Below are 25153 nucleotides of genomic sequence, written 5' to 3'. Positions count from 1 at the left end.
ACGACGAGATTCGCGCGCACGTCCCAGTTATAGCGGTTTCGCGAACGGTGCGGCTGCCGGTCCGGCGGCTACCAGCCGTCGGGCCGGTCGTCGTTGGCCCGGGATGTTCAATATCCGCTCCCGGCGACTAGTCCAGAGCAGCGGACACTGGGTATACTGTTCATGAAACTGCTATAGTTGCGGAAGGCTACTCCTCCAGCTTCGCCAGAATCTCCTGCGCGGCCACGGCAATTACCGTCCCCGGACCGTACACCCCGGCCACGCCGGCGTTGTACAGGAAGTCGTAGTCCTGAGCGGGGATGACGCCGCCGGCAATTACCAGAATATCGGCGCGGTCGAGCTGCTTAAGCTCCTGGATAAGCTGGGGAATCAGGGTTTTGTGGCCGGCGGCGAGGCTGCTCACGCCCACTACGTGCACGTCGTTTTCGGCCGCCTGCCGGGCTACCTCGGCGGGCGTCTGGAACAGGGGGGCAATATCCACGTCGAAGCCCACGTCGGCGAAGGAGGTGGCAATAATCTTGGAGCCGCGGTCGTGGCCGTCCTGGCCCATCTTGGCTACCATCATGCGGGGGCGGCGGCCTTCGGTCCTGGCAAACTCGTCGGCGGCGGCGCGGGCTTTGCCAAACTCCTCGTCGTAGTTCATCTCGGCGGAATACACGCCCGAAATGGCGCGGATGGTGGCCTGGTGGCGCCCGTACACGGCTTCGAGGGCATCGGAAATCTCGCCCAGCGTGGCGCGCAGACGGGCGGCCTGCACGGCCAGGGCCAGGAGGTTGTTGGTTTCTGGTTTTTGGTTTTTGGTTTTTGGCTCAACTAAATCAGCAGTTTCTTGGGCGGCGTCGGTCAGGGCCTGAAGGGCCGCTTTTACCGCTTCGTTGTCGCGCTCGGCCTTAATGGTGTTCAGGCGCTCAATCTGCGACTCGCGCACGGCGGCGTTGTCGATGTCGAGCACTTCAATCTCGGCTTCGTTGCCCAGCTGCTCGGCGGTGAGGCGGTACTTGTTCACGCCCACGATAACCTCCTTGCCCGAGTCGATGCGGGCCTGCTTGCGGGCGGAGGCTTCCTCGATGCGCAGCTTGGGCAGGCCGGTTTCGATGGCCTTGGCCATGCCGCCGAGCTCCTCAACTTCCTGAATCAGGGCCCAGGCCTTGTCGGCCAGCTCGTGGGTCAGGGTTTCCACGTAGTAGGAGCCGCCCCAGGGGTCCACCACGCGGGTGATGTCGGTTTCGTGCTGGAGGTAGAGCTGGGTGTTGCGGGCAATGCGGGCCGAGAAGTCGGTGGGCAGGGCAATGGCTTCATCCAGCGCGTTGGTGTGCAGGCTCTGGGTGCCGCCCAGGGCCGCGGCCAGCGCCTCGATGGCGGTGCGGGCCACGTTGTTGAAGGGGTCCTGCTCGGTGAGCGAGTAGCCCGAAGTCTGGCAGTGGGTGCGCAAAGCCAGGCTTTTCGGGTTCTGGGGGTTGAACTGCTTCATGAGCTTGGCCCACAGCAACCGGCCGGCGCGGAGCTTGGCAATTTCCATGAAGTGGTTCATGCCGATGGCCCAGAAGAAGGACAGGCGCGGGGCAAACTGGTCCACGTCCAGGCCCACGGCCAGGCCGGCGCGCACGTATTCGAGGCCGTCGGCGAGGGTGTAGGCCAGCTCCAGGTCGGCGGTAGCCCCGGCTTCCTGCATGTGGTAGCCCGAGATGCTGATGGAGTTGAACTTGGGCATGTGCTGCGCCGTGTAGGCGAAGATGTCGGCAATGATGCGCATGCTCGGCAGCGGCGGGTAGATATAGGTGTTGCGCACCATGAACTCCTTCAGAATGTCGTTCTGAATGGTGCCCGCCAGCTTCTCGGGCCCCACGCCCTGCTCCTCGGCCGCCACGATGTAAAAGGCCATAATTGGCAGCACCGCCCCGTTCATGGTCATGCTCACCGACATCTGATCCAGCGGAATCTGGTCGAACAGGATCTTCATGTCCTCCACCGAGTCGATGGCCACGCCGGCCTTGCCCACGTCGCCTTCCACCCGGGGGTGGTCGGAGTCGTAGCCGCGGTGAGTAGCCAGATCGAAGGCCACGGACAGTCCCTTCTGCCCCCCGGCGAGGTTGCGGCGGTAGAAGGCGTTGCTCTCGGTGGCCGTGCTGAAGCCCGCGTACTGGCGGATGGTCCAGGGATTCTGGACGTACATGGTCGGGTAGGGCCCGCGCAGGTAGGGGGCCTGCCCGGCCCCGAAGCCGAGGTGGTCGAGGTGAGCCACATCCTGGGCCGTGTAGTAGCTTTTCAGCGTAATCTGCTCGGGGCTCAGCGTTTCGGTGGGGGCAGCAGCTGGAGCGGGCAGGGCAGCCGCGTTATAGGCAATCCGGGAGAAGTCGGGCTTCATGGGAGTAATGAAGAATTAAGAATTAAGAATTAATAATTAAGAATTGTGAATTAGGAACGGCCGCAAACGACCGGGCTTTCGGTCGGAACAGCAGAATTCTTAATTACTAATTCTTAATTATTAATTGATTTCACCGCCCCTGCAGGCGGGCCAGTACGTCGTCGGTGCTGTAGCCTTCCACGGTGAATTCCTTGAAGCCGAATAAGGCTACGGCTTCCTGCATGGTGGCCAGGTCGGCGTTGAGCAGGTAGGGCGGCACGAAGCCGGCATCGTCCTGCCGCACCCGGCACACCACCCGGGCAAAGTGGCCGAACTGGTCGGGAGTGGCATACATCAGCATGGCCCCCTCGGGAGTAGAAAACAACAACGACAAGGTGCCTTCCGGGTGGCTGATGTTGAAAGTCTGCCGCTCGTCTTTCGGGAGCAGCTGCATGAACGACTCCAGAATGAGCTGGTTGGTGTGGGTGCCCAGCAGCACCACGGCCGCCCGCTTGCGCTTTTTCTCGCGCCGCTGGAAGTGCAGGGCCGTAGCCAGCCGCAGCACTTCGGAGGGGTAGGTAGCCCGGGTCGAGTCGAAGTCGCGGCTGCGCAGGAGCTTCTTGGGGTTGTAGTCGAACTGCTCGTGGGGGTCCTGGAAGCGGTTGGTGCCCACCACTACCTGAGTGCCGTCGGCAATGTGCTGAAACTGCTGCTGGGCTACTTTCTGCAGCTCCTGCAGCACGAAGCCCACCGCGGCCGGCAGGCCTCCCAGGGTTTCAATGTCCTGCAGCAAGCTCCAGGCGTCCCGCGCCAGCTGGTCGGTCAGGGTTTCCAGGTAGTAGGAACCCGCCGCCGGGTCGGCTACGCGGTGCAGCTGTACTTCTTCCCGCAGAATGACGGGCAGGTTGCGGGCCAGGCGGTCGGAAAACTCATTAGGGTCGTGGTACAGGCTGTCGAAGGCCGCCACGCTCACCGCGTCGGCCCCGCCGAGGACGGCGGCCATGGTTTCGGTGGTTACTCTGAGCAGGTTGGTGTGCGGGTCCAGCGTCGTCTTCGACCAGGTGGAGGTGCCCGCGAAAATGCGCAGGTCCGTAGCGGCTCCGGCGGGTAGCTCGTAGGCGTGCAGCAGCGTAGCCCACAGCTGGCGCAGGGCCCGCAGCTTGGCTATTTCCAGAAAGTAGGTGGGGTTGAGGCCCACCTGAATCTGGACGGCCGCGGCTACTTCGGCGGCCGTCAGGGTTTCGTCCGGCAGCTCGCTCAGGTAGGTGGCGGCCGTCGCCAGGGTGAAGCCGAGCTGCTGGGTGACGGTGCCGCCGCGGTTGGCGAAAAAAGCGCCGTTCAGCGTCAGCGCCCGAAAATCCCGGAAGCGGCGGGTGAGGCCCAGTACCGTCCGCAGGTCGGCCAGCTGCCCCGGCAGGTCGGGCGCGTGGTCGGTGATGGGGTCGAAGCGCAGAAACCCGCGCAGGCCGGCGGGCTCAGCCGTCAGCAGGCGCTGCACGAAGCTGGCCGCGCCAATCCGCAGGGAGTAGCCGACGTAGGAAGTGGCCAGGGGCAGGCGGCGGTGCAGATAGGCTACGTCGAAGGAGGCGGCATCGGTCAGGTCGAAGTGGGCGCCATCGGCCCCCCGCTCCAGCGCCGCCGCCGCCCGGTCGATGGCGGCGTGGCCCATACTGGAAGCACCCACGGCATACGTTGGCACGTTCAGCCAGCCGGCGGTGGCCGGCTGGGGGCGCACCTGCGGGGTAGGCAGCGCGCCCAGCGCGGCCAGGGCTTCGTGGTGGTAAAAGGGCTGCACGGCAAAGCCGTCGGCGGGCGTCCAGACCAACGATTCGGCACTGGCTCCCTTCAGGTCGCGGCGGATGCGCTCCTGCCAGGCCGCGGTGCTGACGGGCTCGAATTCGGAAAAGGAAACGGGCGCCGGACGCGGGATATCGGCCATAATAGGGTGGGGTAGAAGCCTGGGAGTGCCTGAGACAATGGGGGCTAAAGATACCGGATTGCCCTCACAACGCCGCCAGCCCGACCGCCGTTGCCGCCGCCAAAGTTTGCCGTAGCTTTGCCGGCTGATTTCCCGGTTGCCTGGGCCCCGCAATTGTTCGCCTTGTTCTGTAGTTGAGGGTGCTGACCAGACCTGAACCGACCGTACTATTGGTCAGCCCTGACGGGCTCCCGATTTATTTAGCCTGCTGATGCATTTCCTCCGTTCCCGCTTCGCGACCTTCAGCCTGCTGGCCGTCCTAAGCTTATCTTCCGCCTGCCAGCGGGCTAGCTACGTAGCCAAGCCCCGGCTGGCTCCCGTTACGGCCCAGCCCGTCGGCAAAGCGTTGCCCGACAACGCGCAAGCCGCCGCCACCATTGGGCCCTACCGCCGGCAGGTAACCGAGCAGATGACGACCGTGCTGGGGACGGCGCCCGTGGCCATTACCAAAAATCCCGGCGAGTCGCCGCTGGCTAATTTCGTGGCGGACCTGCAGCGCGTCCGGGCCAGCCAGGTGCTGGGGCAGCCCGTTGATATCGGGGTAATGACCAACGGCGGCCTGCGGGCCGGCCTGCCGGCCGGTGCCATCACCCTGGGGTCGGTGTTTGAGCTGATGCCCTTCGAGAATGAGCTGGTGGTGCTCGATATGCCTGGTCCGGTGGCTCAGCAGCTGTTCGACTACGCGGCCCGCGTCAAAATGGCCCTGTCGAATGTGACCTATAGCGTCAGTGCCGACGGCAAGCCGACCAGCATTCTGATTGGTGGGCAGCCCTTCGACCCGGCTAAAACCTACACCATCGCCATTTCCGACTACCTGGCCGGGGGCGGCGACCAGATGACGTTCTTCAAACCCCTCCAGCCCCGCTCCACGGGTATCCTGCTGCGGAACGCCATTGCCGACCACATCCGCACCCTGACCAAACAGGGCAAGCCGGTCGAAGCCAAAGTGGAAGGAAGAGTCAGGTAATGTGCTGCTAATGTGCTGATGTGGTAATGTGCTGATGTGGTAATATGCTGCTAACGTGCTGATGTGCTAATTACTCATTGATGTTACGCAGTTCTCACGTTTACAACATCAGCACATTACCACATTAGCACATTGACATCACATTACCACATTACCACATTGACATCACATTAGCACATTGACATCACATCAGCACATTAACTCCATGAATCGTCGCGACTTTCTCAAGCATACTTCTCTTGGCGCCGCCAGCGTGGGCTTACTGGGGTTGAGTGCCCCGGCTCTGGCGCGCGAGGCCCAGGGTACGCGCCTCACCATTCTGCACACCAACGACATGCACTCCCGTATTGAGCCCTTTCCCGACAACGGGGGCGAATGGGCCAACATGGGCGGCATGGCCCGGCGGGCTTCGCTGATTGAGCAGGTGCGCCAGCAGGAGCCGAACGTGCTGCTGCTCGACTCGGGCGACGTATTTCAGGGGACGCCTTACTTCAACTTTTTCGGGGGCGAGCTGGAGTTCAAGCTTATGTCGCAGATGGCCTACGATGCCTGCACACTGGGCAACCACGACTTCGACAACGGACTGGAAGGCCTGAAAAAACAGCTGCCCCACGCGTCCTTCCCCTTTCTGATTGCCAACTACGACTTCTCGCAAACCACGCTGGCCGGGGCTTTTAAGCCCTACCAGGTTTTTGAGAAAGCGGGCCGGCGCATCGGCGTTTTCGGCATCGGTATCGAGCTGGCCGGGCTGGTATCCGACCGCAACTTCGGCGCCACCCGCCACCTCGACCCCGTCGCTACGGCCCGGGCTATGGTAGCGCAGCTGCGCGGCCCCGAGCGGTGCGACATGGTGATTTGCCTTTCTCACCTGGGCTACAAGTACGAAAGCGCCAAAATCGACGACCGCAAGCTGGCGGCCCAGGTCGGTGGTATCGACCTGATTCTGGGCGGGCACACCCACACCTTTATGAAGGAGCCCGAGCCGATTGACGGCCCCGCCGGGCACCGCACCCTCATCAACCAAGTCGGTTGGTCGGGCATCAACCTCGGCCGCCTCGACTATGTTTTCGAGCCCGGAAGTCGGCGGCCGGCCGTAGCCAGCTCGGCGGTGCTACCCGTGCATACCGCCTGACAAAAGCAAGGAAAGGCGGGTTTTTTTGTCTCCGCACTTTTCCACATTTTTGTCTCCCCCTGAAAAAAACGACCGCTCCGGAAGCCGTCCCTGCTCCCTTTTTTCCACCCCGCGCACTTGTTGCTTTTGCACTAACTGATTGATGCTGAAAGATTGTCGAACCGTATGGGCCAACTGTCTTCGCGTTATCAAGGCAAATATTGGTGAGCAGAGCTACCGGACCTGGTTCGAGCCTATCCTGCCGGTGCAGCTCCAGAATAACGTGCTCATCATTCAGGTGCCCAGCCAATTCTTTTACGAGTGGCTGGAGGAGCATTATGTCGACGTTCTGAAAAAAAGTATTTACCAGGAGCTGGGCCACGACGGCCGCCTGGAATACTCCATCGTGGTAGACCAGGGCAACGGGCAGAATAAGCCCCGCACCGTGAACATCCCCACGGCTCGCAAGGCCGCCTACCCCACGCCCCAGCAGCAGGACAACGCCATGGCCGCCAGCGCCATGACGGCCTCGGCCCGCAACGTGGCCGCCGCCGCCGCCGCGCCCGTCAACCCCGACAAGGCCGCCACCCTGCGCAACCCGTTCGAGGCTTCCAAGGCCATCGACCGCAACTACCTCAAGTCGCAGCTCAACCACACGTACTCGTTCGAGAACTACATCGAGGGCGACTGTAACCGGCTGGCCCGCTCGGCCGGCATGGCCGTGGCCAACAAGCCGGGCACGACCAGCTTCAATCCGCTGATGATTTACGGGGGCGTGGGCCTGGGCAAAACTCACCTCGTGCAGGCCATCGGCAACCACATCAAGGCCACCTCCGACGACAAGTTCGTGCTCTACGTGTCGGCGGAGAAGTTTACGAACCAGTTTATCGAAAGCCTGCGCGCTAACGCGGTCCAGGATTTCGCCAACTTCTACCTGCTGGTCGATATTCTGATTCTGGACGACGTGCAGTTTCTGTCGGGCAAGGACAAGACCCAGGAAATGTTCTTCCACATTTTCAACCACCTGCACCAGGCCGGCCGCCAGATCATCATGACCTCCGACCGGCCGCCCCGCGACCTGAATGGCCTGGAAGACCGGCTGCTGTCCCGCTTCAAGTGGGGCCTGACGGCTGATTTGCAGAGTCCCGACTTCGAGACGCGCATGGCCATCATCCAGAACAAGATGCAGCAGGACGGCATCGACATTCCGCCCCAGGTGGTCGAATACCTGGCCCACTCGGTGAACACCAACGTGCGGGAGCTGGAAGGGGTGCTGATTTCGCTGGTGGCCCAATCGAGCCTCAACCGCCGCGAAATTGACCTGGAAATGGCCAAGCAGGCCCTGCGCCACATCATCGAGGAAGTGGAAGCGGAGGTCAACCTGGACTTCATCCAGAAAACCGTGGCCGAGTACTTCAGTATTCCGGTGGACCTGATGAAGGCCAAAACCCGCAAGAAGGAAGTGGTGACGGCCCGGCAGGTGGCCATGTACTTCGCCAAGGAACACACCAGCCATTCGCTCAAGAGCATCGGCCACAACTTCGGCGGCCGCGACCACAGCACCGTCATTCACTCGGTGCAGACCGTCTCGGACCTGATTGACTCCGACAAGAACTTCAAGAGCACGATTCAGGAGCTGCGCAAGAAGTTTGCGGGCAAGTAAGGGAGAAGGGAAAGAGAAGGATAAGAAGAACGTCATGCTGAGCTTGCCGAAGCATCCCGCGTGCTGACGTTGGATTGCTACTCATACGTCAGCACGCGAGATGCTTCGGCAAGCTCAGCATGACGTTTTGAATTGGAATTACTACCTAAGCCAAAAAGCCCTTTACCACGCGGTAAAGGGCTTTTTGGCTTGAATAAGGTTTGGCAAAGCCGAAGAGGAAGGTCCTTCGCGCTGCTCAGAATGACAAGCTACCCCCGCGGCGCGGCGGCGGTTTCGCGCAGCGCAATCTTATACTCCGCGGCGAACTGGCGGATTTCCATCTTGAATTTCTCGCGGCGCTTCGGGCCTTTCACTTCGCGCAGACTCAGCGTGTACAGATCGTTGGAGCGGAGGCGGATACGTAGCTGCATGGGTGCCAGATCAATGGCTTCGATGCTTTCGGCCGCAAACACCTGCTTGGCCCGAAACAGCCCGCCTTTGTGCACGATGTAGCCCGGCGTGAATTCCAGGTAGCTCTGGGTGCCGAATACGGGGGCATTGTGGACCAGCACGTAGCCGATATAGACCAGGCTGAATACCAGAAATACGTAGTGCAGGAAGTGGTAGTCCTGGATGCCCTGGTCGGACGTAATCAGAAACAGGGTATAAACAATCCAGAGGCTGCCGATGAGCAGCTGACCCCAGAATGGAACCTTGGATGTATCAGCCGGCCGCAGACGAATGCGGGTGGTAGGAGTAGCACGGGGCATAGGGAGAAAAAAAGGCGAACAGCAAAGTAAACGAAAAACCGGCAACGCTGCGGGCGCGGCCGGTTTTTCAGTTGCCTGTTGCCTGTTGTCAGTTGCCAGTTGCCAGTTGCGTGTTGCGTGTTGCGTGTTGCCAGTTGCCAGTTGCGTGTTGCCAGTTCGTTCGAATAACAACTGGTAACACGCAACTGGCAACTGGCAACTGAAACCGGCAACTGAAACCGGCAACTGGCAACTGAAACCGGCAACTACTTCAGCGTGGCCGAGGCCAGCTCCATTTCGGGCACGGCGCTCAGCAGCTGCGAAATCGGGCAGTGCAGCTTGGCATTTTCGGCCTGCTGCTGGAATTCTTCCTGAGTGATGCCTTCCACCTCGCCTTCGGTGGTCAGGACGATCTTCACGACTTTGGGTACCTCGCCCGACGTATCGAGCGTTACTTTCGACTCGGTGCGGATCTGCTTGACCTGCGCGCCGGCTTTGGTGAGCTGGCCGGTCAGGAACATGGTATAGCAGCCGGCGTGGGCCGCGCCGATGAGCTCCTCGGGGTTGGTGCCCTTCTGGCCCTCAAACCGGGCCCCGACCGAATAAGGCGCTTTGACTGTGCCGCTCTGGGTCGAAATTTCGCCGCTGCCTTTGATGTCGCCGTTCCAGACGGCGTTGCCACGTTGGTTGATCATAAGTGAAATGGTGAGTTGGTGAACTGGTGAGTCAGGTACGACGGAAACCAAGAAATAGCTGAAGTGCAGGCGCTGGTTGGGAATTTCGCTGGAAGTGTACCTTTGAAAAGGTGAAGCTTCGCGCCAGCAGCCAAAATTCACACCTTCCCCATTTCACCAACTCCCCGCATGGGCCTCAAGTCACTTCTGAGCCGGCCGCTGGCCGCCTACGTGCACCACCACTACCAGCAGTGGCAGCAAGACCCCGTGGGCACCCAGCAGCGCGTGTTCCGCCAGCTGATCAGCAAAGCCAGGAACACCGCTTTCGGCCGCGACCATAGCTTTGCCGATATCCAGACGCCCGCCGACCTGGCCCGCCTGGTGCCGGTGCGCGACTACGAAGCCCTGGCCCCGTATTTCAACCGCGTGAAAGCGGGTGAGGCCGACGTGCTCTGGCCCGGCCAGCCCGCGTATCTGGCTAAAACCTCGGGCACGACCTCCGGGGCCAAGTACATTCCGCTGACCGCCGACAGCATCCCCAACCACATCAGCGGGGCCCGCGACGCGCTGCTTCACTACGTACACCGCACCGGCAAAAGCCGCTTTCTGGACGGCAAGCTGATGTTTCTGTCGGGCAGCCCGGAGCTGGAAAAGGTGGGCGGCATTCACACCGGGCGGCTGTCGGGCATCGTGAACCACCACGTGCCGGCCTACCTGCGCCGCAACCAGCTGCCCACGTATTCTACCAACATCATTGAGGACTGGGAAACCAAGCTCGACCACATCGTGGAGGAAACCCTGCCCGCGGACATGACCCTGATTTCGGGCATTCCACCCTGGGTGCAGATGTACTTCGACAAGCTGGTGCAGCTGACCGGCAAGCCGGTAAAGGATATTTTCCCCCGGTTCGATCTGTTCGTGTACGGCGGCGTCAACTTCGAGCCCTACCGCGCCAGGCTGTTCGAAACCATTGGCCGCCCCGTGGACAGCATCGAGCTGTTCCCGGCCTCCGAGGGCTTTCTGGCCTTTCAGGACGAGCCCGGCAACCCCGGCCTGCTGCTGCTGCTCGACGCGGGCATCTTCTACGAGTTTATTCCCGCCGGGCAGTTTTTCGAGCCCGATGCGCCCCGGCTGACCATCGGCGAGGTAGCGCTGGATCAGCAGTACGCGCTGGTGCTCAGCTCCAACGCCGGCCTCTGGGGCTACAGCCTCGGCGACACCGTGCGCTTCGTGAGCCTGGCGCCGCACCGCGTGGTAGTGAGTGGGCGCATCAAGCACTTTCTGTCGGCCTTCGGCGAGCACGTCATCGGCGAGGAAGTGGAGCAGACCCTGCGCGAGGTGATGAGCCGGTTTCCGGAGGTGGAAGTCGTGGAGTTTACCGTAGCCCCGCTGGTCAGCGCCGACCCCGCCGGGCCGAGCCGGCACGAGTGGCTGGTGGAGTTTGCCCGCCCGCCCCACGATGCCGCCGCCTTTGCCGCCGCCCTGGACGCGGGTCTGCGCCGCCGTAACACGTACTACGACGACCTGCTCACCGGCTCCATCCTGGCCCCGCCGCGCCTGACAAGCTTACCGGCCGGGGCGTTTCAGCGCTACATGAAAAGCCTGGGCAAGCTCGGCGGGCAGAACAAAGTGCCGCGGCTGAGCAACGACCGGCAGGTGGCGGAAGGGCTGACCCAAGCCGGTGAAATAGCGTAAATTGTCCTATGATTCGCCTCGACCGCACCATCACCCGCAAAACTACTTTGCACGCCGACCAGGATGCGGAAGATGCTATTTATTGGCTTACCAAAACGCCGACGGAAAGACTGGCGGCGCTGGAATATCTGCGGGCGCACTCCATCTGGTTTTACTACCGTCATGACCCTAGCCAATTCCCTGGACCAGGATTACAAAGAGTTTATCGAGCTGTTAAACGCGCATGAGGTGCGCTACCTGGTGGTAGGCGGCTATGCCGTTGCCTACCACGGCTTCGTGCGCTACACGGCCGATATTGATGTCTGGGTGGAGGTAGCGCCTGAAAATGCGGCCCGGCTGGTACGGGTAATGCGGGATTTTGGCTTCGGTAGTCTGTATAAGGAAGCCGACTTTCTGGAGCCCGGCGGAATCATCCAGCTCGGCGTGGCTCCGGTGCGCATTGATATCCTGAATGAGATAGACGGCGTAAGGTTCGCGGACTGCTATGCGGCCTGCGAAACCACCACCTGGGACGGTGTCGCCATCAACTTCATCAGCTTGGCCGATCTGCGAAAGAACAAAGCCAGCACCGGGCGCCTCAAGGACCAGTTGGACCTAAAGAATCTGGCGGGATTGAATTCGTAGCTACCGCCCATCGGGCCTTTCAGCGCCCCCTGAATAGTCTCGGCGAGCAGAGCAAGGTGCCGCGCCTGGGCAAGGATCCAGTAGTAGCTGACGGATTACAGCAGTACCGTGCACAATATAGCCAGTGCCCGCTGCTCTGGACTGGTTGCCAGGAGCGGCTGTTGAACGTCTCGGGCCAACGACGACCGGCCCGACGGCTGGTAGCCGCCGGACCGGCAGTCGCCCCGTTTGCGAAACCGCTATAACATCAAAACTACTCTCCACGCCCGCTGCCAAACCTACGTCCAGGACCGCCTCACCGCCATTCAGGCGGCTATCAACGCGGCCCGGGAACCGGCCAACTCGGAAACCAAGAGCAGCGCCGGGGACAAGTACTAAACCGGCCGCGCCATGGCCCAGAACGAGTGGGACCGGAATCTGGTACTATTGGTCCTCTACTCCCTCGTTTCCGGCTCACACTCGCACAGTACTTCGCGCACCGGCTCGGAAAGCTGGTAGTCGGGCAACGATTTTTCCAGCATGTACACCACCGACAGGTGCCGCAGCGGCGGGTGGGCCGGGTTTTCGTGCCAGATGCGGAGCAGGTAGTTGCAGTAGTAGGGCCGCATCCAGGCGTTGCTGACGAACAGGTAATTCTCGGAGTATTTGCGCCACCGGTCGTTCTTAAACAGCGCCACCACCGACGCGGGCTTGGCGTAGCGGGCGGGCGCGCCGGCGCGGTTCAGGTCGAGCCGGCGGCCGGCGGCGGTGGTGCCTTCGAGGATGTACCAGCCGTCGTCCTTGAATACCGTGGGGGCAAACATGCCCCAGTGCTGATCGACCCGAAACAGGTAGCCGAACCACCGCATGGGCGCCGACATCAACCCCCCGGCGGGCCGCAGCACGGCCACGTCGTCGAGGTTCCACCAGCACACGTAGGCCAGCAGCACGGCCACAACCGCGTTGCGCACCCCGCGCCCCAGCCGCTGGCTGCCGGGCGATGGCGCGCGGGTGCGCTCCAGCCGCAGCCGCCAGGGCGCCTGCCAGGCGGGCAGGCGCGTGCGCAACTGGCCCGCCCGCGCCGCGTGGGGCCCCAGGCGCCGCGTGAGCCAGTCCAGGGCCACCGGCGGCAGCAGCCCCAGCACCGAGGCTATGTTTACCAAAAAGAAGATGCCCACGAAGAGCGTGAGGCTGATGGTGAGGTGAAAGCCCAGCAGCACGCCCACCACCAGCAGTCGCCACCGCGCCACGCCCACCGGCAAAAACAGCGCAAAGGGCAGCACCAGCTCCACGTAGTACGTGGCAAACGTGAGGAAGCGCAACAGGCCGGGGTACGGGTAGAGCAGGCGCCCGGCGGGCAGCAGGACCTGGTCGAGGCTAAAGGCGTAGTAGAGCGCCGTGCCGTCGCGGGTCCATTCGGGGCCGTTTTTGAGCAGGGCGGTGCACCAGTACAGCAGGGCCAGCTGCACCACGTAGGCCACCGTGGCGGCGCTGAAATAGTCGAGTCGCCCGGGCAGGGGGCGCTCGCGCGCATCCCAGCTCCAGACCCGGCCCCAGGGCAGAAAGATGCCCCAGAAGAGCAGCATCCGCAGCAGGTCGTCGCCGCCCTGGCTAATCATGGGGTTGCGGTTTTGAAGCGACACCAGCAGTACCCACGAGGCCAGCGTGGCCAGCCGCGTGTGGTAGCCGGCCAGGAGCGCCCCCGCCAACACCGCCGCCAGCACAAACAGCACGGCCTGGGCCTGCCACAGCCCACTGGCGGCGTGCAGCGAAAACTGGTACGGCGACCAGGCGTGCTCGAGCAAGGCGCCCAACGGCAGCACGCCCAGGTTGGCATAAAGGGCCTCCAGGTCGGTGCTGCGGATGGCCAGGTCCACCAGCAGCACTACCGCCGTGGCCATGCGCAGCAGCGCCAAAGCCCGCAAATCAAGCACGAACGGCCGGCGCAGCACGCCCCAAAACCCCGGACCCTCGTTGACCATAGATGATGCTAAAATCAGTTGCCGTTGCCAGGGCGCGGCATGAGAAACGGCGGCACCCGGTGCCTCGGCTTACGCACGCGGCCCGGATTTCGGCGCAACGAAAAAAGCCACGTGCTTATTTTCAATCAAAAAACGCGGGGCTGCCCACGGGCACAACGCAGCAAAGCGAAAAGGAAGCCGCACGCGGACTCGCCTTTTCGCTTTGCAAAAGAACCAGATAAAGCCCTGGCTAACGCGTGGTTGAGCTCGGGGTGGTGTTGCCGGAGGTGCTCATGCCCGAAGTGCTGGTCCCCTCGCCCGTGGTGGTGGAGCCCGGAGTAACCGCGCCGGAAGTACTCATGCCGGAGGTGCTGGTTCCCTGGCCGGCAGTGGTCGAGCCCGCCGTGACGCCCGTGGTAGAGCCCGAGCGGTCCTCGTTGTCCATGGAGCCGTTCATAGCTCCAGCCGAGTCCGTACCCATGGTCGACTCGGTGCCCGTTGCGCCCGTGGTTTCGGTGGTGCTGGTGGTTTTGCTTTCGCAGGCCCCCAGCAGTGCTGTGCCGAGCACCAGCGTAGCCAGGTAGATGGATGATTTTTTGGTGAACATCATGGTGAAAGGTTAGTTAGTCTGAATTGCTATACGGCACCCCGGCTCAACCGCCGGATAAGTACGTATTTATTTCCATATAACTATTTAATAGCAAGTCCTCAGCACCGGTATCCAGCAAAGATTGCTGGTTTTGCAAACGCAGGTGGTGCGGCCCCGCGGGCGGGCTGCTGACTCCGCCACCACCACTGGCGCCTTATTTTCGTACGCCTGATCATACCCAACCCTGCCCCCGACGCCCTCCTGTTCGACGGCGTGTGCAACCTCTGCAACGGCTTCGTGCCGCTCGGCATTCGCCACGCCGCCGCGGGCCGCTACCGTACCTTCCTGTGCAACGTGCGTCGCGGGTTACTTTTGAAGCAGGGTCAGATAATCCTGCAGAACCGCTATGTTAGACGCCTGCTGCTCCGATGCATTTGGCCATGCCGCAGTACGGGTACTCACCGCCAACAAAAGCCGCGAGCCAGAGCGGCAGCGCCTGGAATTTTCTATTCCGGCCGCGGTAGCTTCTATCCATCAACCTGGTCATCTTCTATCGGGCTGGCAAATTGAAAACGATTCCGAAATACTATGGGAAGCTCAAGTGAGTTAGTGAAACAACAACTCTACGCCCGGTGCCAGAGCTACGTGCAGGACCGCCTCACCGCCATCCAGGCCGCCATCGACGCGGCCCAGGAATCGGCCAACTCCGAAACCAAGAGCAGCGCCGGCGACAAGTACGAAACCGGCCGCGCCATGGCCCAGAACGAGCGCGACCGGAACCTGGTCCAGCTCCAGCAGGCCCGGCAGCTCCAGGCCGAGCTGATCCGTATCGACCCGGCCCGGCCCTGCGACTCGGTGCATCCCGGGGCGCTGGTGCATACCAGCCTGGGCCGCTTTTTTATCAGCATCAGCGCCGGCCCGCTCACCGTGGAAGGAGTAGACTACTTTGCCGTGTCGGCCGCGGCCCCGGTGGCGGCGGCGCTGAGCGGGAAGCGGGCCGGGGAAGAAGCCCTGTTCAACGGCAAGTCAATACAAGTTGTCAATGTGGAATAACCCGCTGAAAAAGGCCGGCTGGCTTTTGCTGGGGCTGGGCATGGCCTGCGGGCAAACCGACCCCAAGCAGGAAGTAGCCACCACGCCGGCGCCGGCACCAATAGCTACCCCAGCCCCGCCGCCGCCCGCTCCCGACGGATTTCTGGATTCAACCTGGTTTAAGGTAGCCCGGCTGGATACGTTTCGCATCGGCTCTGAAAGCGACTACGAAAAACGCAGCAGGCTGGTGAAGCTCACCGTGGCCCAGCTGCGGCGCTACCTGCCCCCGAAAACCCGCTTACGGCTGGAGGAGGCCTGCTATTTCTACTCGCTCCAGCAAAACACGCCTCAGCGCCAGGAAATTACGGTGCTCCACGACGACGGCGAGTATATGCTGCAGCTGCTGCGGGTGGTCTACGACGCCCGGCACAAGCTGGTCAGCCGGGAAATGGTGGCTGCCTACGCGGCCGACGGCGGGGCGCAGACCGAGGCGTATGGCCGGTTTGAAAGCCCGGCGCAGTTCCGCCTGACCACCGTGCAGGAGGCTACCACCGGCGAGGACAGCCTGAGTGCTACTTCCAATATAGATTCCACCGTAACGGTGTATGCTGTGGCCCACGACAAATTCCGGCAGCTGCGTCAGAAACGGTATCAGCGGCAGAAAGTGGTTCCTGTAGGCCAGTAATCGGCAAGCTGTCGCCTGGGGCTAGCTCAGTTTGGGCAGCAGGCCCGCAATGCCCTTGATGTTGAGGCGCACGAAGTTTTTGACCCGCTCAAACCTGGCAGTCGTTTCCTCTAACTCCTCATCCTTGTCCAGGCGGCTGGGGCGGCGCACGTCGAGCAGGGCGAAGATGGACTCGGCAATGTCGAGGTAGCCCAGAATCATGAGCAGCAGCAGCTTTTTTTCGTCTTCCTCGTAGCTTTTCAGGCGCACGGCTTTCACCAGGCTGTCGAGCTGGGTGGTTTCGTCCACGAACAGGTCGCGCAGCCGGGCGCGGTGCTGGTGGTAGTCGAGCAGCACCTGGGGCTCTACGGCGGCGGGGGAGAAGGGAAAGGCGTCAGTAAACGCGGTAGCGGCGCGGAAGTCCTTTTCGGCGGCGTACACGGTTTCGAGGTGCTTTTGCAGGCTGGCCCAAAGGCCGGTGCGGGCTTTGTCGAAGGCGGAAGGGCTGGCGGCGGGAGTAGGGCTGGTCACGGGAATCGGAAAGGCTGGAAAGACAAAGTACGGGCTTTTCGGAGCGCGGGTCCAGCGGCGGCGGCCGAAGCACGGCACAAGCCAAACTTCCCCGTACTTTTGTCGGGCTGCACTCCGCGCCTTCCTGCTTCCGAATTCCCGCATGTCCGCTTCCCCCAAACGCGTCACCCTACTCGGCTCCACCGGCTCCATCGGCACCCAGGCCCTCGACGTGATCCGCGCCCACCCCGGCCGCTTTCAGGTGGCGGCGCTGTCGGCCCAGTCCAACGCGGACCTGCTGATTCAGCAGGCCCGCGAGTTCCGGCCCGCCGCCGTGGTTATCGGCGACGAAAGTAAGTACGCCGCCGTGAAAGCCGCCCTGGCCGGGCAGGAAACGGAGGTTCTGGCCGGGGCCGCGGCCCTCACCGAAATTGCCGGCCGCCCCGCCACCGACGTCGTGCTGACGGCTATGGTCGGCTACGCCGGCCTGCTGCCTACGGTGGCCGCCATCCGGGCCGGCAAAGACATTGCCCTGGCCAACAAGGAAACCCTGGTGGTAGCCGGGCAGCTGATTACCGAGCTAATCAGACAGTACGGCGTGGGCCTCTACCCCGTGGACTCGGAGCACTCGGCCATCTTCCAGTGCCTGGTGGGGGAGGAGCGCAACCCGATTGAGAAAATCATTCTGACGGCCTCCGGGGGGCCGTTTCGCGGGCGCACGGCCGCGCAGCTGGCTACCGTGACCAAAGCCCAGGCCCTGAAGCACCCCAACTGGGATATGGGGGCCAAAATCACCATCGACTCGGCTTCGCTGATGAACAAGGGCCTGGAAGTGATTGAGGCCAAGTGGCTGTTCGGGCTCACGAACGACCAGGTTGAGGTGGTCGTACACCCGCAGAGCATCGTTCATTCCCTGGTGCAGTTCCAGGACGGCTCCCTCAAAGCCCAGCTTGGCCTGCCCGACATGAAGCTGCCCATTCAGTACGCCCTGGGCTACCCCGAGCGGCTGCCGTCCGACTACCCCCGCTTTTCCTTCCTCGATTACCCCCAACTCACCTTCGAGCAGCCCGACGGCGCCACGTTCCGCAACCTGCCCCTGGCCTTCGAGGCCATGCGCCGCGGCGGCAACGCGCCCTGCGTGCTCAACGCGGCCAACGAAGTAGCGGTAGCGGCATTCCTGCGCGACGAAATAGCCTTTCTGGCCATGCCCACGCTGGTCGAAAACTGCCTGACCAAGGTTTCGTACCTTGCCGAACCTACGCTGGACGACTACGTGCAGACCGACGCCGACACGCGCCGGGTGGCGCAAGAACTTGTCGGCCGGGTGTAAGGTTGTTGCAATGAAATGCCCTCTTTTTAGTCTGTCATCCTGAGCAAAGCGAAGGACCTGCCTCGGTTAAGTGAAAGCACTCTGTTAGATGAGTAAACCTCATAACCACTCAAGCAAGGCAGAGAACCCAGCATTGAATCAGGCTTCTGCCTTACCCGGAGGAAGGTCCTTCGCTCTGCTCAGGATGACAGCCGTACTTATTTCCCTTCCCACTTTCTCACTTCCCTGATTTCGCTTTGGAAATATTAATCATGGCCGGCCAGATGCTGCTGGGCCTTTCCATCCTGGTTGGTTTGCACGAGTTTGGTCACTTCGCGGCGGCCAAGTACTTCAAGATCCGCGTCGATAAGTTTTACATCTTCTTCGACTTCCTGTTCCCGATGCCCGGGGTGATGAACTTCGCCCTGCTCAAAAAGAAAATCGGCGACACGGAATATGGCCTGGGCTGGTTCCCGCTGGGCGGCTACGTGGCCATCCACGGCATGATCGACGAAACCACCGACGCCGACCAGCTCTCGGCCGAGCCCCAGCCCGACGAGTTCCGCTCGAAGCCGGCCTGGCAGCGCCTTATCGTAATGCTGGGCGGCATTATCATGAACGTCATCACCGGCATCATCATCTTCTCGGCGCTGACGTTCAAGTACGGCGAGGAATATCTGCCTGCTACCGAAGTGAAGTATGGCGTGCTGCCCAACGCGCTGGGCCAGAAAATCGGCTTCCGCACCGGCGACAAAATCGTGAAGATCAACGGCCGCCCGTTCACCGAGTTCGACGACGTGTACAAGCCCGACGTGCTCATCGGCCAGAACGGCTATTACACCGTGGACCGCGCCGGTCAGCTGGTGGACATCCGCGTGCCCGTGGACTTCATGGACCAGCTATCGGACAAAAATCAGACGCCGTTTGTGCTGCCGCTGAATCCGTTCGAGGTAGGGCAGGTATCGCCGGGGAGCCCCGCCGCCAAAGCGGGCGTGCAGGTCGGTGACCAGATTCTGATGGTGGGCAACCAGGACACGCGCTTCTTCCCTCAGCTGCAGGAGGCGTTGAAGGCCAATGCCAACAAGGAAACCCCGCTCACCATCAAGCGCGGTACTGAGACGCTCACGCTCACGGCCAAAATCGACGAGGACGGCAAGCTGGGCTTCATGCCGAAGTCGCTGCTGCGCTCCTCCACGCGGACTTACGGCCTGGTCGAATCGGTACCCGTGGGCACCAAAAAGGCGTTTGGCGTAATTACCACCCAGCTCACGGCCTTCGGGAAGATCTTCCGCGGCGAGGCGTCGGCCCGTAAGTCGCTGGGCGGCCCAATGGCCATTGCCCAGCAGTACGGTGGCAGCTGGGACTGGGAGCATTTCTGGCTGCTCACGGGTATGCTGTCGATGGTGCTGGCCTTCATGAACCTGCTGCCCATCCCGGCTCTGGACGGCGGCCACGTCACGTTCCTGCTCTACGAGATGGTCGCCGGCCGCAAGCCCTCCGATGCCTTCCTCGAAAACGCGCAGAAAGTAGGCATGGTGATGATTCTGGGCCTGATGGTCTTCGTGATTTTCAACGACGCCATCAAAGCCATTTTCTAAAGCTAAAAGCTAGTTCCCCTCCTCAGCTGACTCTGCGCCTGAAGCAGGGTCAGCGGAGGAGGGGAACTAGTTTTTTAGCCTCACCCTTAGCCTGTTTTCCCGCTGTCCTTTATGCGTCGTCTGATTCTTGTTCTGGTCCTGCTGGCTGCCGGCCTCGCCGCCGGGGCCCACGCCTACCACGCCTCCATCATGGACGTGCGCTACAACGCGGGCAAGCAGCAGCTGGAAGTGGCCCTGAAAGTCTTTACCGATGACTTCGAAAAGGCCCTGTCCGTGGGCCAGCCGCGGCCCGTCAGCCTCGCCGAAACACCGAAGGCGCAGGTGACCCCGCTGATTTCGGCGCTGCTGACCCGTGCGGTCGGTTTCGGGACCAAGCCCGGCGAGGTATTGCCCTTAACGTTCATCGGCTTCCAGAAGGAGAGTGACGCGCACTGGCTCTACTTCTCCGTGAAGCTGGCCAGGCCCATCAATGGCATCTACCTGCGTCACCGCCTGCTGCTCGACACTTTCCCCGATGAGATGAACATCGTAAACGTGGAAGCCAACGGCAAAAAGCAGAGCGCCCTGTTCCGCGACGGCGAAGAAGACCAGAAGCTGCTGTGGTAGCCTGCTGCCTTCGGGGCATTGCGAGGACGACGAAGGACATTCCGCGCTTCAAGCGGCGTCAATCCGTCCTCTGAAATGTACCGGGCCCTGTTTACCCTAAAGCCCCGACGCCTGCCTGGCCTCGGGGCTTTAGGGTTGTAACGCGAAGTTACCCTTCGCGAAACCGTGGAACGACATCGTTGCCACGGCGCGGACGCCTCGCGAAGGGCAACTTCGCGCTACCCCTGACGCCCAGGACTTTCTGCTGAAAAAGAGCTTTCCACATTTCCGAGAACGGATTGCGTCGTTTCGGCTCGCCCTGACAGCAGGGCAGGAGCTACTTCCAGTCTACGCCGCCCGCGTCGTCGGGCTTGTCCGATTCAGGCTTGAGCAGGCGGAACTCCACCCGGCGGTTGATGGTGGCATCGGCGTCGGTTACCTCGTCTTTCAGCGGCTGGCTGCTGCCGTAGCCCATGCTCTCAATCCGGTTGGGTTTGAGCTTGCCCTTGGCCTCGATGTACTTGTGAATGGCCTGGGCCCGGTCCTGCGACAGCGTCATGTTGGCATCGGGGTCACCGCTGGTGTCGGTGTGGCCCGAGATGCTGAGGCGAAACGTGGGATGGTCGACCAGAAACAGGGCAATACGGTCCAGGGTGAGATGCATCGAAGCCCGGATGTTGGACTTGCCGGGGTCGAACTCGATGTTCTTGAAGATGAGCGGAATCTTGTAGTCGATGGAGTTGGTCATCAGCTTCATCACCGTGTCGCCCTTCAGCTCAAACTGCTTTTCGACGCTGAAAAAGTCGGGGCTTTGAATCAGCATCACGTAGTGCGAGCCTTCGATGAGGTCGAAGGCGAAGGAGCCGTCGGGGCGCACGTACTTGCTGGCCACCTCAATGCCATTGTCGGTATCAATAATGCTCACGATGCCCGACAGCGGCTTGCTCGATACGGAGTCGATAAGCGTCCCCTCGACGTGGGTGGTAGCCAGGGGCTGAGCCTCCATGGGCAGGGGGAAGGAGTAGAGGTCGAGGTTCTTCATCTCCTTTTCCTCCGAGCGGGCATAGTACAGGTCCTTCGATTCGCTGTCGATGGTGAAGTAGTATTCCGAGCCCTTGCCGTTGACCAGCGGCCCGATGTTGCGCGGCTCCTGCCAGCGGCCCTGCACGCGGTAGGTTTTGTAGATGTCGAAGTCGCCGTAGTTGAGCAGCTGCCCGCGCGAGCTGAAGTAGAGCACGTTGTAGAGCGGGTGGTAGTAAGGGCTGACTTCGCTTTCCCGGGTGTTCACCACCGGCCCCATGTTCCGGGCCTTGCCCCATTGCCCGGTCTTGTTCCGGGCCGTGTACCAGATGTCCGACAGCCCGAAGCCGCCGAGCCGGTCGGAGGCGAAGTACAGCGTGTCCTCGTTGCGCGACAGCGTGGGCTGGGAGTCCCAGGCCTGGGAGTTTACCTGCATGCCCAGACTCTGGGGCATGCTCCACTGCCCATCCTTGAACGACGACACGAACAGGTCGCAGTTGCCGTGGCAGCTGGGACACTCGCAGCGGGCAAAGTACAGCGTTTTGCCGTCCTTGCTGATGCAGGCCGAGCCTTCGTTGTAGGGCGAGTTGATGGGCTTGGGCAAAGGCTCGGCAGCGGTCCACGAGGTGCCTTCCCGGCGGGCCGTGTACAGATCCTCGTCGATGACGCCGTGAATGCCCCGCACCTTGCGCTTTGAGGAGAAAATAATCTGGTCGGCTCCGGTGTTCAGCGTGGGGCCGTAGTCTTCCACCTTGGAGTTGATGGCGTCGCCCATGCTGGTGTACACGCCCCGGGGCGGGCGGAACGTGGCAATGCTCTTGCGGTACTCCACCAGGTCGTAGTACGTTTTGAGGGGCACGTAAAAGTCGGCCGTTTTCTGTTCCAGCGAGTCGTAGTAGAGCTGCACTTTGGTGATGTCCTGGCGGCGGTGCTTGAGGGCGAGCCGGAAGTAAACCTTGGCTTTCTCCTCGTTGCCGGCCTTCTCGTGCAGCTGCCCCAGCCGCCAGAGCAGCTGGGTATTTTTGTAGAAGTTCTGAATGCCGAACTGCGCTACGTACCCTTCCAGCAGGTTGCGGGTCTGGTTCCAGTTGCGGCGCTTCTCCGTGCGGGCAATTTCCTTCAGGGCCTTTTTATCCTCGAAGTAAGCAATTCGGTTGACGTTCGGGAAATCCGGGTTGGCATCGGGCCGCAGCCGCAGCTGGCGGATGGCTTTGCTGCTGAGCTTGCGCTGCCTGATGGGGGTGGAGCTTGGCTGCTGGGCATACGCGGCCCCGGAGGCGAACAGGAAAAGCAGTAGGAGAATCGGGCGTAAAAAGCGGGGCATAATCAGATAAGACACGAAAGCCGGCCCTGTTGGCGCGGCGAAGGTCAAAAATAGGGATTTTCTCATGTAAATGGAGTATTGCCTTTCCCTGTCGGACTGGCCGGTCCCTGTGCCGCCTTGTCGGGCCCGGGCCCGGAAATAAGGCGGCACGGTTGGTGGCATAGCGCTTGCCAAAACAGTATCTTGGAAGGCCCCGTTAGTGGTTGGGGCTTTTGCTGTCCGGCAGGCTGTCATTGTGGCACCGCCCGCTTTTCCTTTCGACCGTCTTTGACTACCCTTATTTTGCCCAAATCTGCTTTTTCCTCCCTGTTGCTGATGCCCGAAGACCCCGCCGAAGAGGTTGCCATCGTAGCCGCCGACCCCGATCAGGCGCTTGGCGAACAGGAGTCCCCCGAGCTGCTGGCTTTGCTGCCCGTGCGCAATACGGTGTTGTTTCCGGGCGTGGTGCTGCCCGTTACGGTCACGCGCAAGAAGAGTATCAAGCTGGTCCGTAAAGCCTACCGGGGCAATAGGATTGTGGGCGTCGTGGCCCAGAAAAACACCCGGAGCGACGACCCGGCCCTGGCCGACCTCTACCAGGTGGGCACCATGGCCAAAATCCTGAAGCTGCTGGTGCTGCCCGACGGCAACACGACCATCATCATTCAGGGCCAGAGCCGCTTCCGGATCGAGGAGGAAACCCAGAACGCGCCCTACCTCATTGCCCGGGTGAGCTACCTGCCGGAAGTGTTTCCCAACAAGACCTCCAAGCAGGTGAAAGGGCTGGTGAGCACGCTCAAAGACGCGGCCGCCAAGATGCTCAGGCTCAACCCCGAAATTCCGCAGGAAGCCCAGGTGGCGCTCGACAACATCGAGTCGCCCTCGTTCCTGACCCATTTCCTGTCGTCGAACATCAACGTGGAAGTGGGCCTCAAGCAGAAGCTGCTCGAAATCAACGACGGCGTGGAGCGCGGCACCATGCTGCTGGAAATGATGCTGAAGGAAATTCAGCTGCTCGAAATCAAGCACGAAATCCAGACCAAGGTCCACACCGACATCGACCAGCAGCAGCGCGACTACTTCCTGCGCCAGCAGATCAAGGTGCTTCAGGACGAGCTGGGCTTCGACGGCCCCGACCAGGAAGTGGAAAAGCTGCGGCTGCGCGCCAAGGCCAAGAAGTGGCCCGAAGCCGTGGCCAAGCACTTCCACAAGGAGCTCGACAAGCTGGCCCGGGTAAATCCGCAGGCGGCCGAATACCCCGTGAGCGTGAACTACGTGGAATTCCTGCTCGACCTGCCCTGGGCGGAGTATACCAAGGACAACTTCAACCTGAAGCGCACCCGCAAAATCCTCGACCAGGACCACTACGGGATGGAAAAGGTGAAGGAGCGCATCATCGAGTACCTGGCCGTGCTCAAGCTCAAGCAGGACCTGAAGGCGCCGATTCTGTGCCTCTACGGCCCGCCCGGCGTGGGTAAAACCTCGTTGGGTAAGTCCATTGCCAAAAGCCTGGGCCGCAAGTACGTGCGCATGAGCCTGGGGGGAGTGCGCGACGAGGCCGAAATCCGTGGGCACCGCAAAACCTACGTGGGCGCTATGCCCGGCCGCATTATCTCCCAGATCAAGAAATCCGGGGCTTCCAACCCGGTTATCGTCCTCGACGAAATCGACAAGATTGCCTCCGACTTCCGCGGCGACCCGTCGTCGGCGCTGCTCGAAGTGCTGGATCCGGAGCAGAACTCCACCTTCACCGACAACTACCTGGAGGTGGAGTACGACCTGAGCAAGGTGCTCTTCATTGCCACCGCCAACTCCCTGGACACCATTCAGCCCGCCCTGCGCGACCGGATGGAAATCATCGACCTGACGGGCTACACCCTGGAGGAGAAAACCCAGATTGCCAAAAAGCACCTCTGGCCCAAGCAGCTGACGGAGCATGGCCTGAGCCTGAAGGACGTGAACATTACCACGCCCGCGCTGCAGCGCGTTATCGACGACTACACCCGCGAGTCGGGCGTGCGGAGCCTGGAGCGTAAGCTGGGAGCCGTGACGCGCAACATTGCCAAGCACAAGGCCATGAAAGAGCCGTTTCCGGAGCTGCTGGAGCCCAAGGACATTGTCCGCATTCTGGGGGCCGCCATCTTCGACCGCGACATCTACCAGGACAATGAAACCGCCGGCGTCGTCACGGGCCTGGCCTGGACCAGCGTGGGCGGCGACATTCTGTTTATTGAAAGCCTGCTGAGCCGCGGCCGGGGCAAGCTCACCCTCAGCGGCCAGCTGGGCGACGTGATGAAGGAATCGGCCGTGACGGCCCTGAGCTACCTGCGCAGCCGGGCCGAGGAGCTGGGCATCGACTACCGCCTTTTCGATCAGTACGACCTGCATATTCACTTCCCCGAGGGTGCCGTGCCCAAAGACGGGCCCAGCGCGGGCATTGCCATCTTCACCAGCATTGCCTCGGTCTTCACCCAGCGCAAAATCCGCAGCCATCTGGCCATGACGGGCGAAATCACCCTGCGCGGCAAGGTGCTGCCGGTGGGCGGCATCAAGGAGAAGATCCTGGCGGCCCGGCGGGCCGGCGTGCGCGACATCATCCTGTGCCACAAAAACCGGAAGGACATCGACGAAATCCCCGCCGAATACGTCAAGGACCTCACCATCCACTACGCCGACCGCGTCGACGACGTGCTCAAGGTCGCCCTGCTCGACGAGCTGGTGGCTCACCCCCTCAAGCTGGTGGTGCGCGACGAGCCGGCCGGGCCGCAGCTCGGGCCGAGTGTGGAAGTAGCGTAGGTCTGGCCTTGGCGGGCGTGGGT

At 61.9% G+C, this 25153-nt stretch carries 21 protein-coding genes; 13 read left to right on the top strand and 8 right to left on the bottom strand.

The features are described 5' to 3' along the window. Positions 1-187: 187 nt before the first annotated feature. Entirely contained in the window at positions 188-2365 is a 2178-nt protein-coding gene (scpA, locus tag ABD833_RS04320) for a methylmalonyl-CoA mutase (protein WP_345071213.1), read from the bottom strand. A gap of 130 nt (positions 2366-2495) precedes the next feature. Next, on the bottom strand, positions 2496-4283 hold the full coding sequence (locus tag ABD833_RS04315; RefSeq protein WP_345071212.1) for a methylmalonyl-CoA mutase family protein: 1788 nt from the start codon (positions 4281-4283) through the stop codon (positions 2496-2498). 250 nt (positions 4284-4533) lie between these two features. On the opposite strand from ABD833_RS04315, the gene ABD833_RS04310 reads away from it, so the two are divergent. The 3 genes from ABD833_RS04310 (at position 4534) to dnaA (ending at position 8063) form a co-directional block, all read left to right on the top strand. Further along, entirely contained in the window at positions 4534-5289 is a 756-nt protein-coding gene (locus ABD833_RS04310; RefSeq protein WP_345071211.1) for a 5'-nucleotidase C-terminal domain-containing protein, read from the top strand. Positions 5290-5494: 205 nt separating this feature from the next. Then, on the top strand, positions 5495-6421 hold the full coding sequence (locus ABD833_RS04305) for a bifunctional metallophosphatase/5'-nucleotidase (RefSeq protein WP_345071210.1): 927 nt from the start codon (positions 5495-5497) through the stop codon (positions 6419-6421). A 142-nt stretch (positions 6422-6563) separates the two neighbouring features. Next, on the top strand, positions 6564-8063 hold the full coding sequence (gene dnaA, locus ABD833_RS04300) for a chromosomal replication initiator protein DnaA (RefSeq protein ID WP_345071209.1): 1500 nt from the start codon (positions 6564-6566) through the stop codon (positions 8061-8063). Between the two features lie 248 nt (positions 8064-8311). Here dnaA and ABD833_RS04295 read toward each other — a convergent pair whose 3' ends face one another. Continuing rightward, a complete protein-coding gene (locus tag ABD833_RS04295) occupies positions 8312-8812 on the bottom strand; it encodes a hypothetical protein (RefSeq protein ID WP_345071208.1) in 501 nt (166 codons plus the stop codon). Positions 8813-9057: 245 nt separating this feature from the next. Further along, entirely contained in the window at positions 9058-9486 is a 429-nt protein-coding gene (locus ABD833_RS04290) for an OsmC family peroxiredoxin (RefSeq protein WP_345071207.1), read from the bottom strand. 168 nt (positions 9487-9654) lie between these two features. On the opposite strand from ABD833_RS04290, the gene ABD833_RS04285 reads away from it, so the two are divergent. The 4 genes from ABD833_RS04285 (at position 9655) to ABD833_RS04270 (ending at position 12162) form a co-directional block, all read left to right on the top strand. Beyond that, entirely contained in the window at positions 9655-11160 is a 1506-nt protein-coding gene (locus ABD833_RS04285; RefSeq protein WP_345071205.1) for a GH3 family acyl-acid amido synthetase, read from the top strand. A gap of 8 nt (positions 11161-11168) precedes the next feature. Further along, positions 11169-11387 (top strand): hypothetical protein, encoded by a 219-nt coding sequence (locus tag ABD833_RS04280; RefSeq protein WP_345071204.1) that lies wholly within the window; start codon positions 11169-11171, stop codon positions 11385-11387. Continuing rightward, positions 11323-11784: a hypothetical protein gene (locus tag ABD833_RS04275; RefSeq protein WP_345071202.1), complete on the top strand. Its 462-nt coding sequence runs from the start codon at positions 11323-11325 to the stop codon at positions 11782-11784. Before ABD833_RS04280 ends, ABD833_RS04275 begins: the two co-directional genes overlap by 65 nt. A 228-nt stretch (positions 11785-12012) precedes the next feature. Further along, a complete protein-coding gene (locus tag ABD833_RS04270) occupies positions 12013-12162 on the top strand; it encodes a hypothetical protein (RefSeq protein WP_345071201.1) in 150 nt (49 codons plus the stop codon). A gap of 56 nt (positions 12163-12218) precedes the next feature. Here ABD833_RS04270 and ABD833_RS04265 read toward each other — a convergent pair whose 3' ends face one another. Together ABD833_RS04265 and ABD833_RS04260 are read right to left on the bottom strand one after the other, a co-directional pair. Continuing rightward, the gene (locus ABD833_RS04265; RefSeq protein ID WP_345071200.1) at positions 12219-13745 is read right to left on the bottom strand and encodes an HTTM domain-containing protein; all 1527 of its coding nucleotides are present in this window, start codon (positions 13743-13745) and stop codon (positions 12219-12221) included. Positions 13746-13974: 229 nt separating this feature from the next. Next, the gene (locus ABD833_RS04260; protein ID WP_345071199.1) at positions 13975-14334 is read right to left on the bottom strand and encodes a hypothetical protein; all 360 of its coding nucleotides are present in this window, start codon (positions 14332-14334) and stop codon (positions 13975-13977) included. Between the two features lie 588 nt (positions 14335-14922). Here ABD833_RS04260 and ABD833_RS04255 point away from each other — a divergent pair. Continuing rightward, positions 14923-15366: a 3-oxoacyl-ACP synthase gene (locus ABD833_RS04255; protein WP_345071198.1), complete on the top strand. Its 444-nt coding sequence runs from the start codon at positions 14923-14925 to the stop codon at positions 15364-15366. Then, complete coding sequence (locus ABD833_RS04250) at positions 15356-16030, top strand: hypothetical protein (RefSeq protein ID WP_345071197.1); 675 nt, start codon at positions 15356-15358, stop codon at positions 16028-16030. The genes ABD833_RS04255 and ABD833_RS04250 overlap by 11 nt, the downstream gene beginning before the upstream one ends. Positions 16031-16051: 21 nt before the next feature. On the opposite strand, the gene ABD833_RS04245 is transcribed toward ABD833_RS04250, so the two are convergent. Beyond that, the gene (locus ABD833_RS04245) at positions 16052-16540 is read right to left on the bottom strand and encodes a hypothetical protein (RefSeq protein ID WP_345071195.1); all 489 of its coding nucleotides are present in this window, start codon (positions 16538-16540) and stop codon (positions 16052-16054) included. Positions 16541-16682: 142 nt separating this feature from the next. Between ABD833_RS04245 and ABD833_RS04240 the strand changes: the two genes are divergently transcribed. The 3 genes from ABD833_RS04240 (at position 16683) to ABD833_RS04230 (ending at position 20032) form a co-directional block, all read left to right on the top strand. Next, positions 16683-17849 carry a 1-deoxy-D-xylulose-5-phosphate reductoisomerase gene (locus tag ABD833_RS04240; protein ID WP_345071193.1) on the top strand — a complete coding sequence of 389 codons (1167 nt, stop codon included), beginning with the start codon at positions 16683-16685 and terminating at the stop codon, positions 17847-17849. Between the two features lie 236 nt (positions 17850-18085). After that, a complete protein-coding gene (gene rseP, locus ABD833_RS04235) occupies positions 18086-19426 on the top strand; it encodes an RIP metalloprotease RseP (RefSeq protein ID WP_345071192.1) in 1341 nt (446 codons plus the stop codon). A 111-nt stretch (positions 19427-19537) separates the two neighbouring features. After that, a complete protein-coding gene (locus ABD833_RS04230; RefSeq protein ID WP_345071191.1) occupies positions 19538-20032 on the top strand; it encodes a DUF6702 family protein in 495 nt (164 codons plus the stop codon). Positions 20033-20348: 316 nt separating this feature from the next. Here ABD833_RS04230 and ABD833_RS04225 read toward each other — a convergent pair whose 3' ends face one another. Then, entirely contained in the window at positions 20349-22421 is a 2073-nt protein-coding gene (locus ABD833_RS04225) for an OmpA family protein (RefSeq protein WP_345071190.1), read from the bottom strand. Positions 22422-22670: 249 nt separating this feature from the next. On the opposite strand from ABD833_RS04225, the gene lon reads away from it, so the two are divergent. Further along, a complete protein-coding gene (gene lon / locus ABD833_RS04220) occupies positions 22671-25130 on the top strand; it encodes an endopeptidase La (protein ID WP_345071369.1) in 2460 nt (819 codons plus the stop codon). Positions 25131-25153 lie beyond the last annotated feature (23 nt).

The sequence above is a fragment of the Hymenobacter fastidiosus genome (genome assembly GCF_039539565.1).
Taxonomy (GTDB): Bacteria; Bacteroidota; Bacteroidia; order Cytophagales; family Hymenobacteraceae; genus Hymenobacter; species Hymenobacter fastidiosus.
This window is presented reverse-complemented; position numbering and strand designations above follow the sequence as displayed.

Bases quoted from the DNA above. Each gene is read 5' to 3' on its own strand.
- ABD833_RS04310 (WP_345071211.1), top strand. From the start codon at position 4,534: ATGCATTTCCTCCGTTCCCGCTTCGCGACCTTCAGCCTGCTGGCCGTC.
- ABD833_RS04315 (WP_345071212.1), bottom strand. From the start codon at position 4,283: ATGGCCGATATCCCGCGTCCGGCGCCCGTTTCCTTTTCCGAATTCGAG.
- ABD833_RS04275 (WP_345071202.1), top strand. From the start codon at position 11,323: ATGACCCTAGCCAATTCCCTGGACCAGGATTACAAAGAGTTTATCGAG.
- ABD833_RS04230 (WP_345071191.1), top strand. From the start codon at position 19,538: ATGCGTCGTCTGATTCTTGTTCTGGTCCTGCTGGCTGCCGGCCTCGCC.
- ABD833_RS04250 (WP_345071197.1), top strand. From the start codon at position 15,356: ATGTGGAATAACCCGCTGAAAAAGGCCGGCTGGCTTTTGCTGGGGCTG.
- ABD833_RS04285 (WP_345071205.1), top strand. From the start codon at position 9,655: ATGGGCCTCAAGTCACTTCTGAGCCGGCCGCTGGCCGCCTACGTGCAC.
- ABD833_RS04295 (WP_345071208.1), bottom strand. From the start codon at position 8,812: ATGCCCCGTGCTACTCCTACCACCCGCATTCGTCTGCGGCCGGCTGAT.
- lon (WP_345071369.1), top strand. From the start codon at position 22,671: ATGCCCGAAGACCCCGCCGAAGAGGTTGCCATCGTAGCCGCCGACCCC.
- ABD833_RS04290 (WP_345071207.1), bottom strand. From the start codon at position 9,486: ATGATCAACCAACGTGGCAACGCCGTCTGGAACGGCGACATCAAAGGC.
- ABD833_RS04225 (WP_345071190.1), bottom strand. From the start codon at position 22,421: ATGAGAAAATCCCTATTTTTGACCTTCGCCGCGCCAACAGGGCCGGCT.
- dnaA (WP_345071209.1), top strand. From the start codon at position 6,564: ATGCTGAAAGATTGTCGAACCGTATGGGCCAACTGTCTTCGCGTTATC.
- ABD833_RS04305 (WP_345071210.1), top strand. From the start codon at position 5,495: ATGAATCGTCGCGACTTTCTCAAGCATACTTCTCTTGGCGCCGCCAGC.
- scpA (WP_345071213.1), bottom strand. From the start codon at position 2,365: ATGAAGCCCGACTTCTCCCGGATTGCCTATAACGCGGCTGCCCTGCCC.
- ABD833_RS04240 (WP_345071193.1), top strand. From the start codon at position 16,683: ATGTCCGCTTCCCCCAAACGCGTCACCCTACTCGGCTCCACCGGCTCC.
- ABD833_RS04265 (WP_345071200.1), bottom strand. From the start codon at position 13,745: ATGGTCAACGAGGGTCCGGGGTTTTGGGGCGTGCTGCGCCGGCCGTTC.
- ABD833_RS04280 (WP_345071204.1), top strand. From the start codon at position 11,169: ATGATTCGCCTCGACCGCACCATCACCCGCAAAACTACTTTGCACGCC.
- ABD833_RS04260 (WP_345071199.1), bottom strand. From the start codon at position 14,334: ATGATGTTCACCAAAAAATCATCCATCTACCTGGCTACGCTGGTGCTC.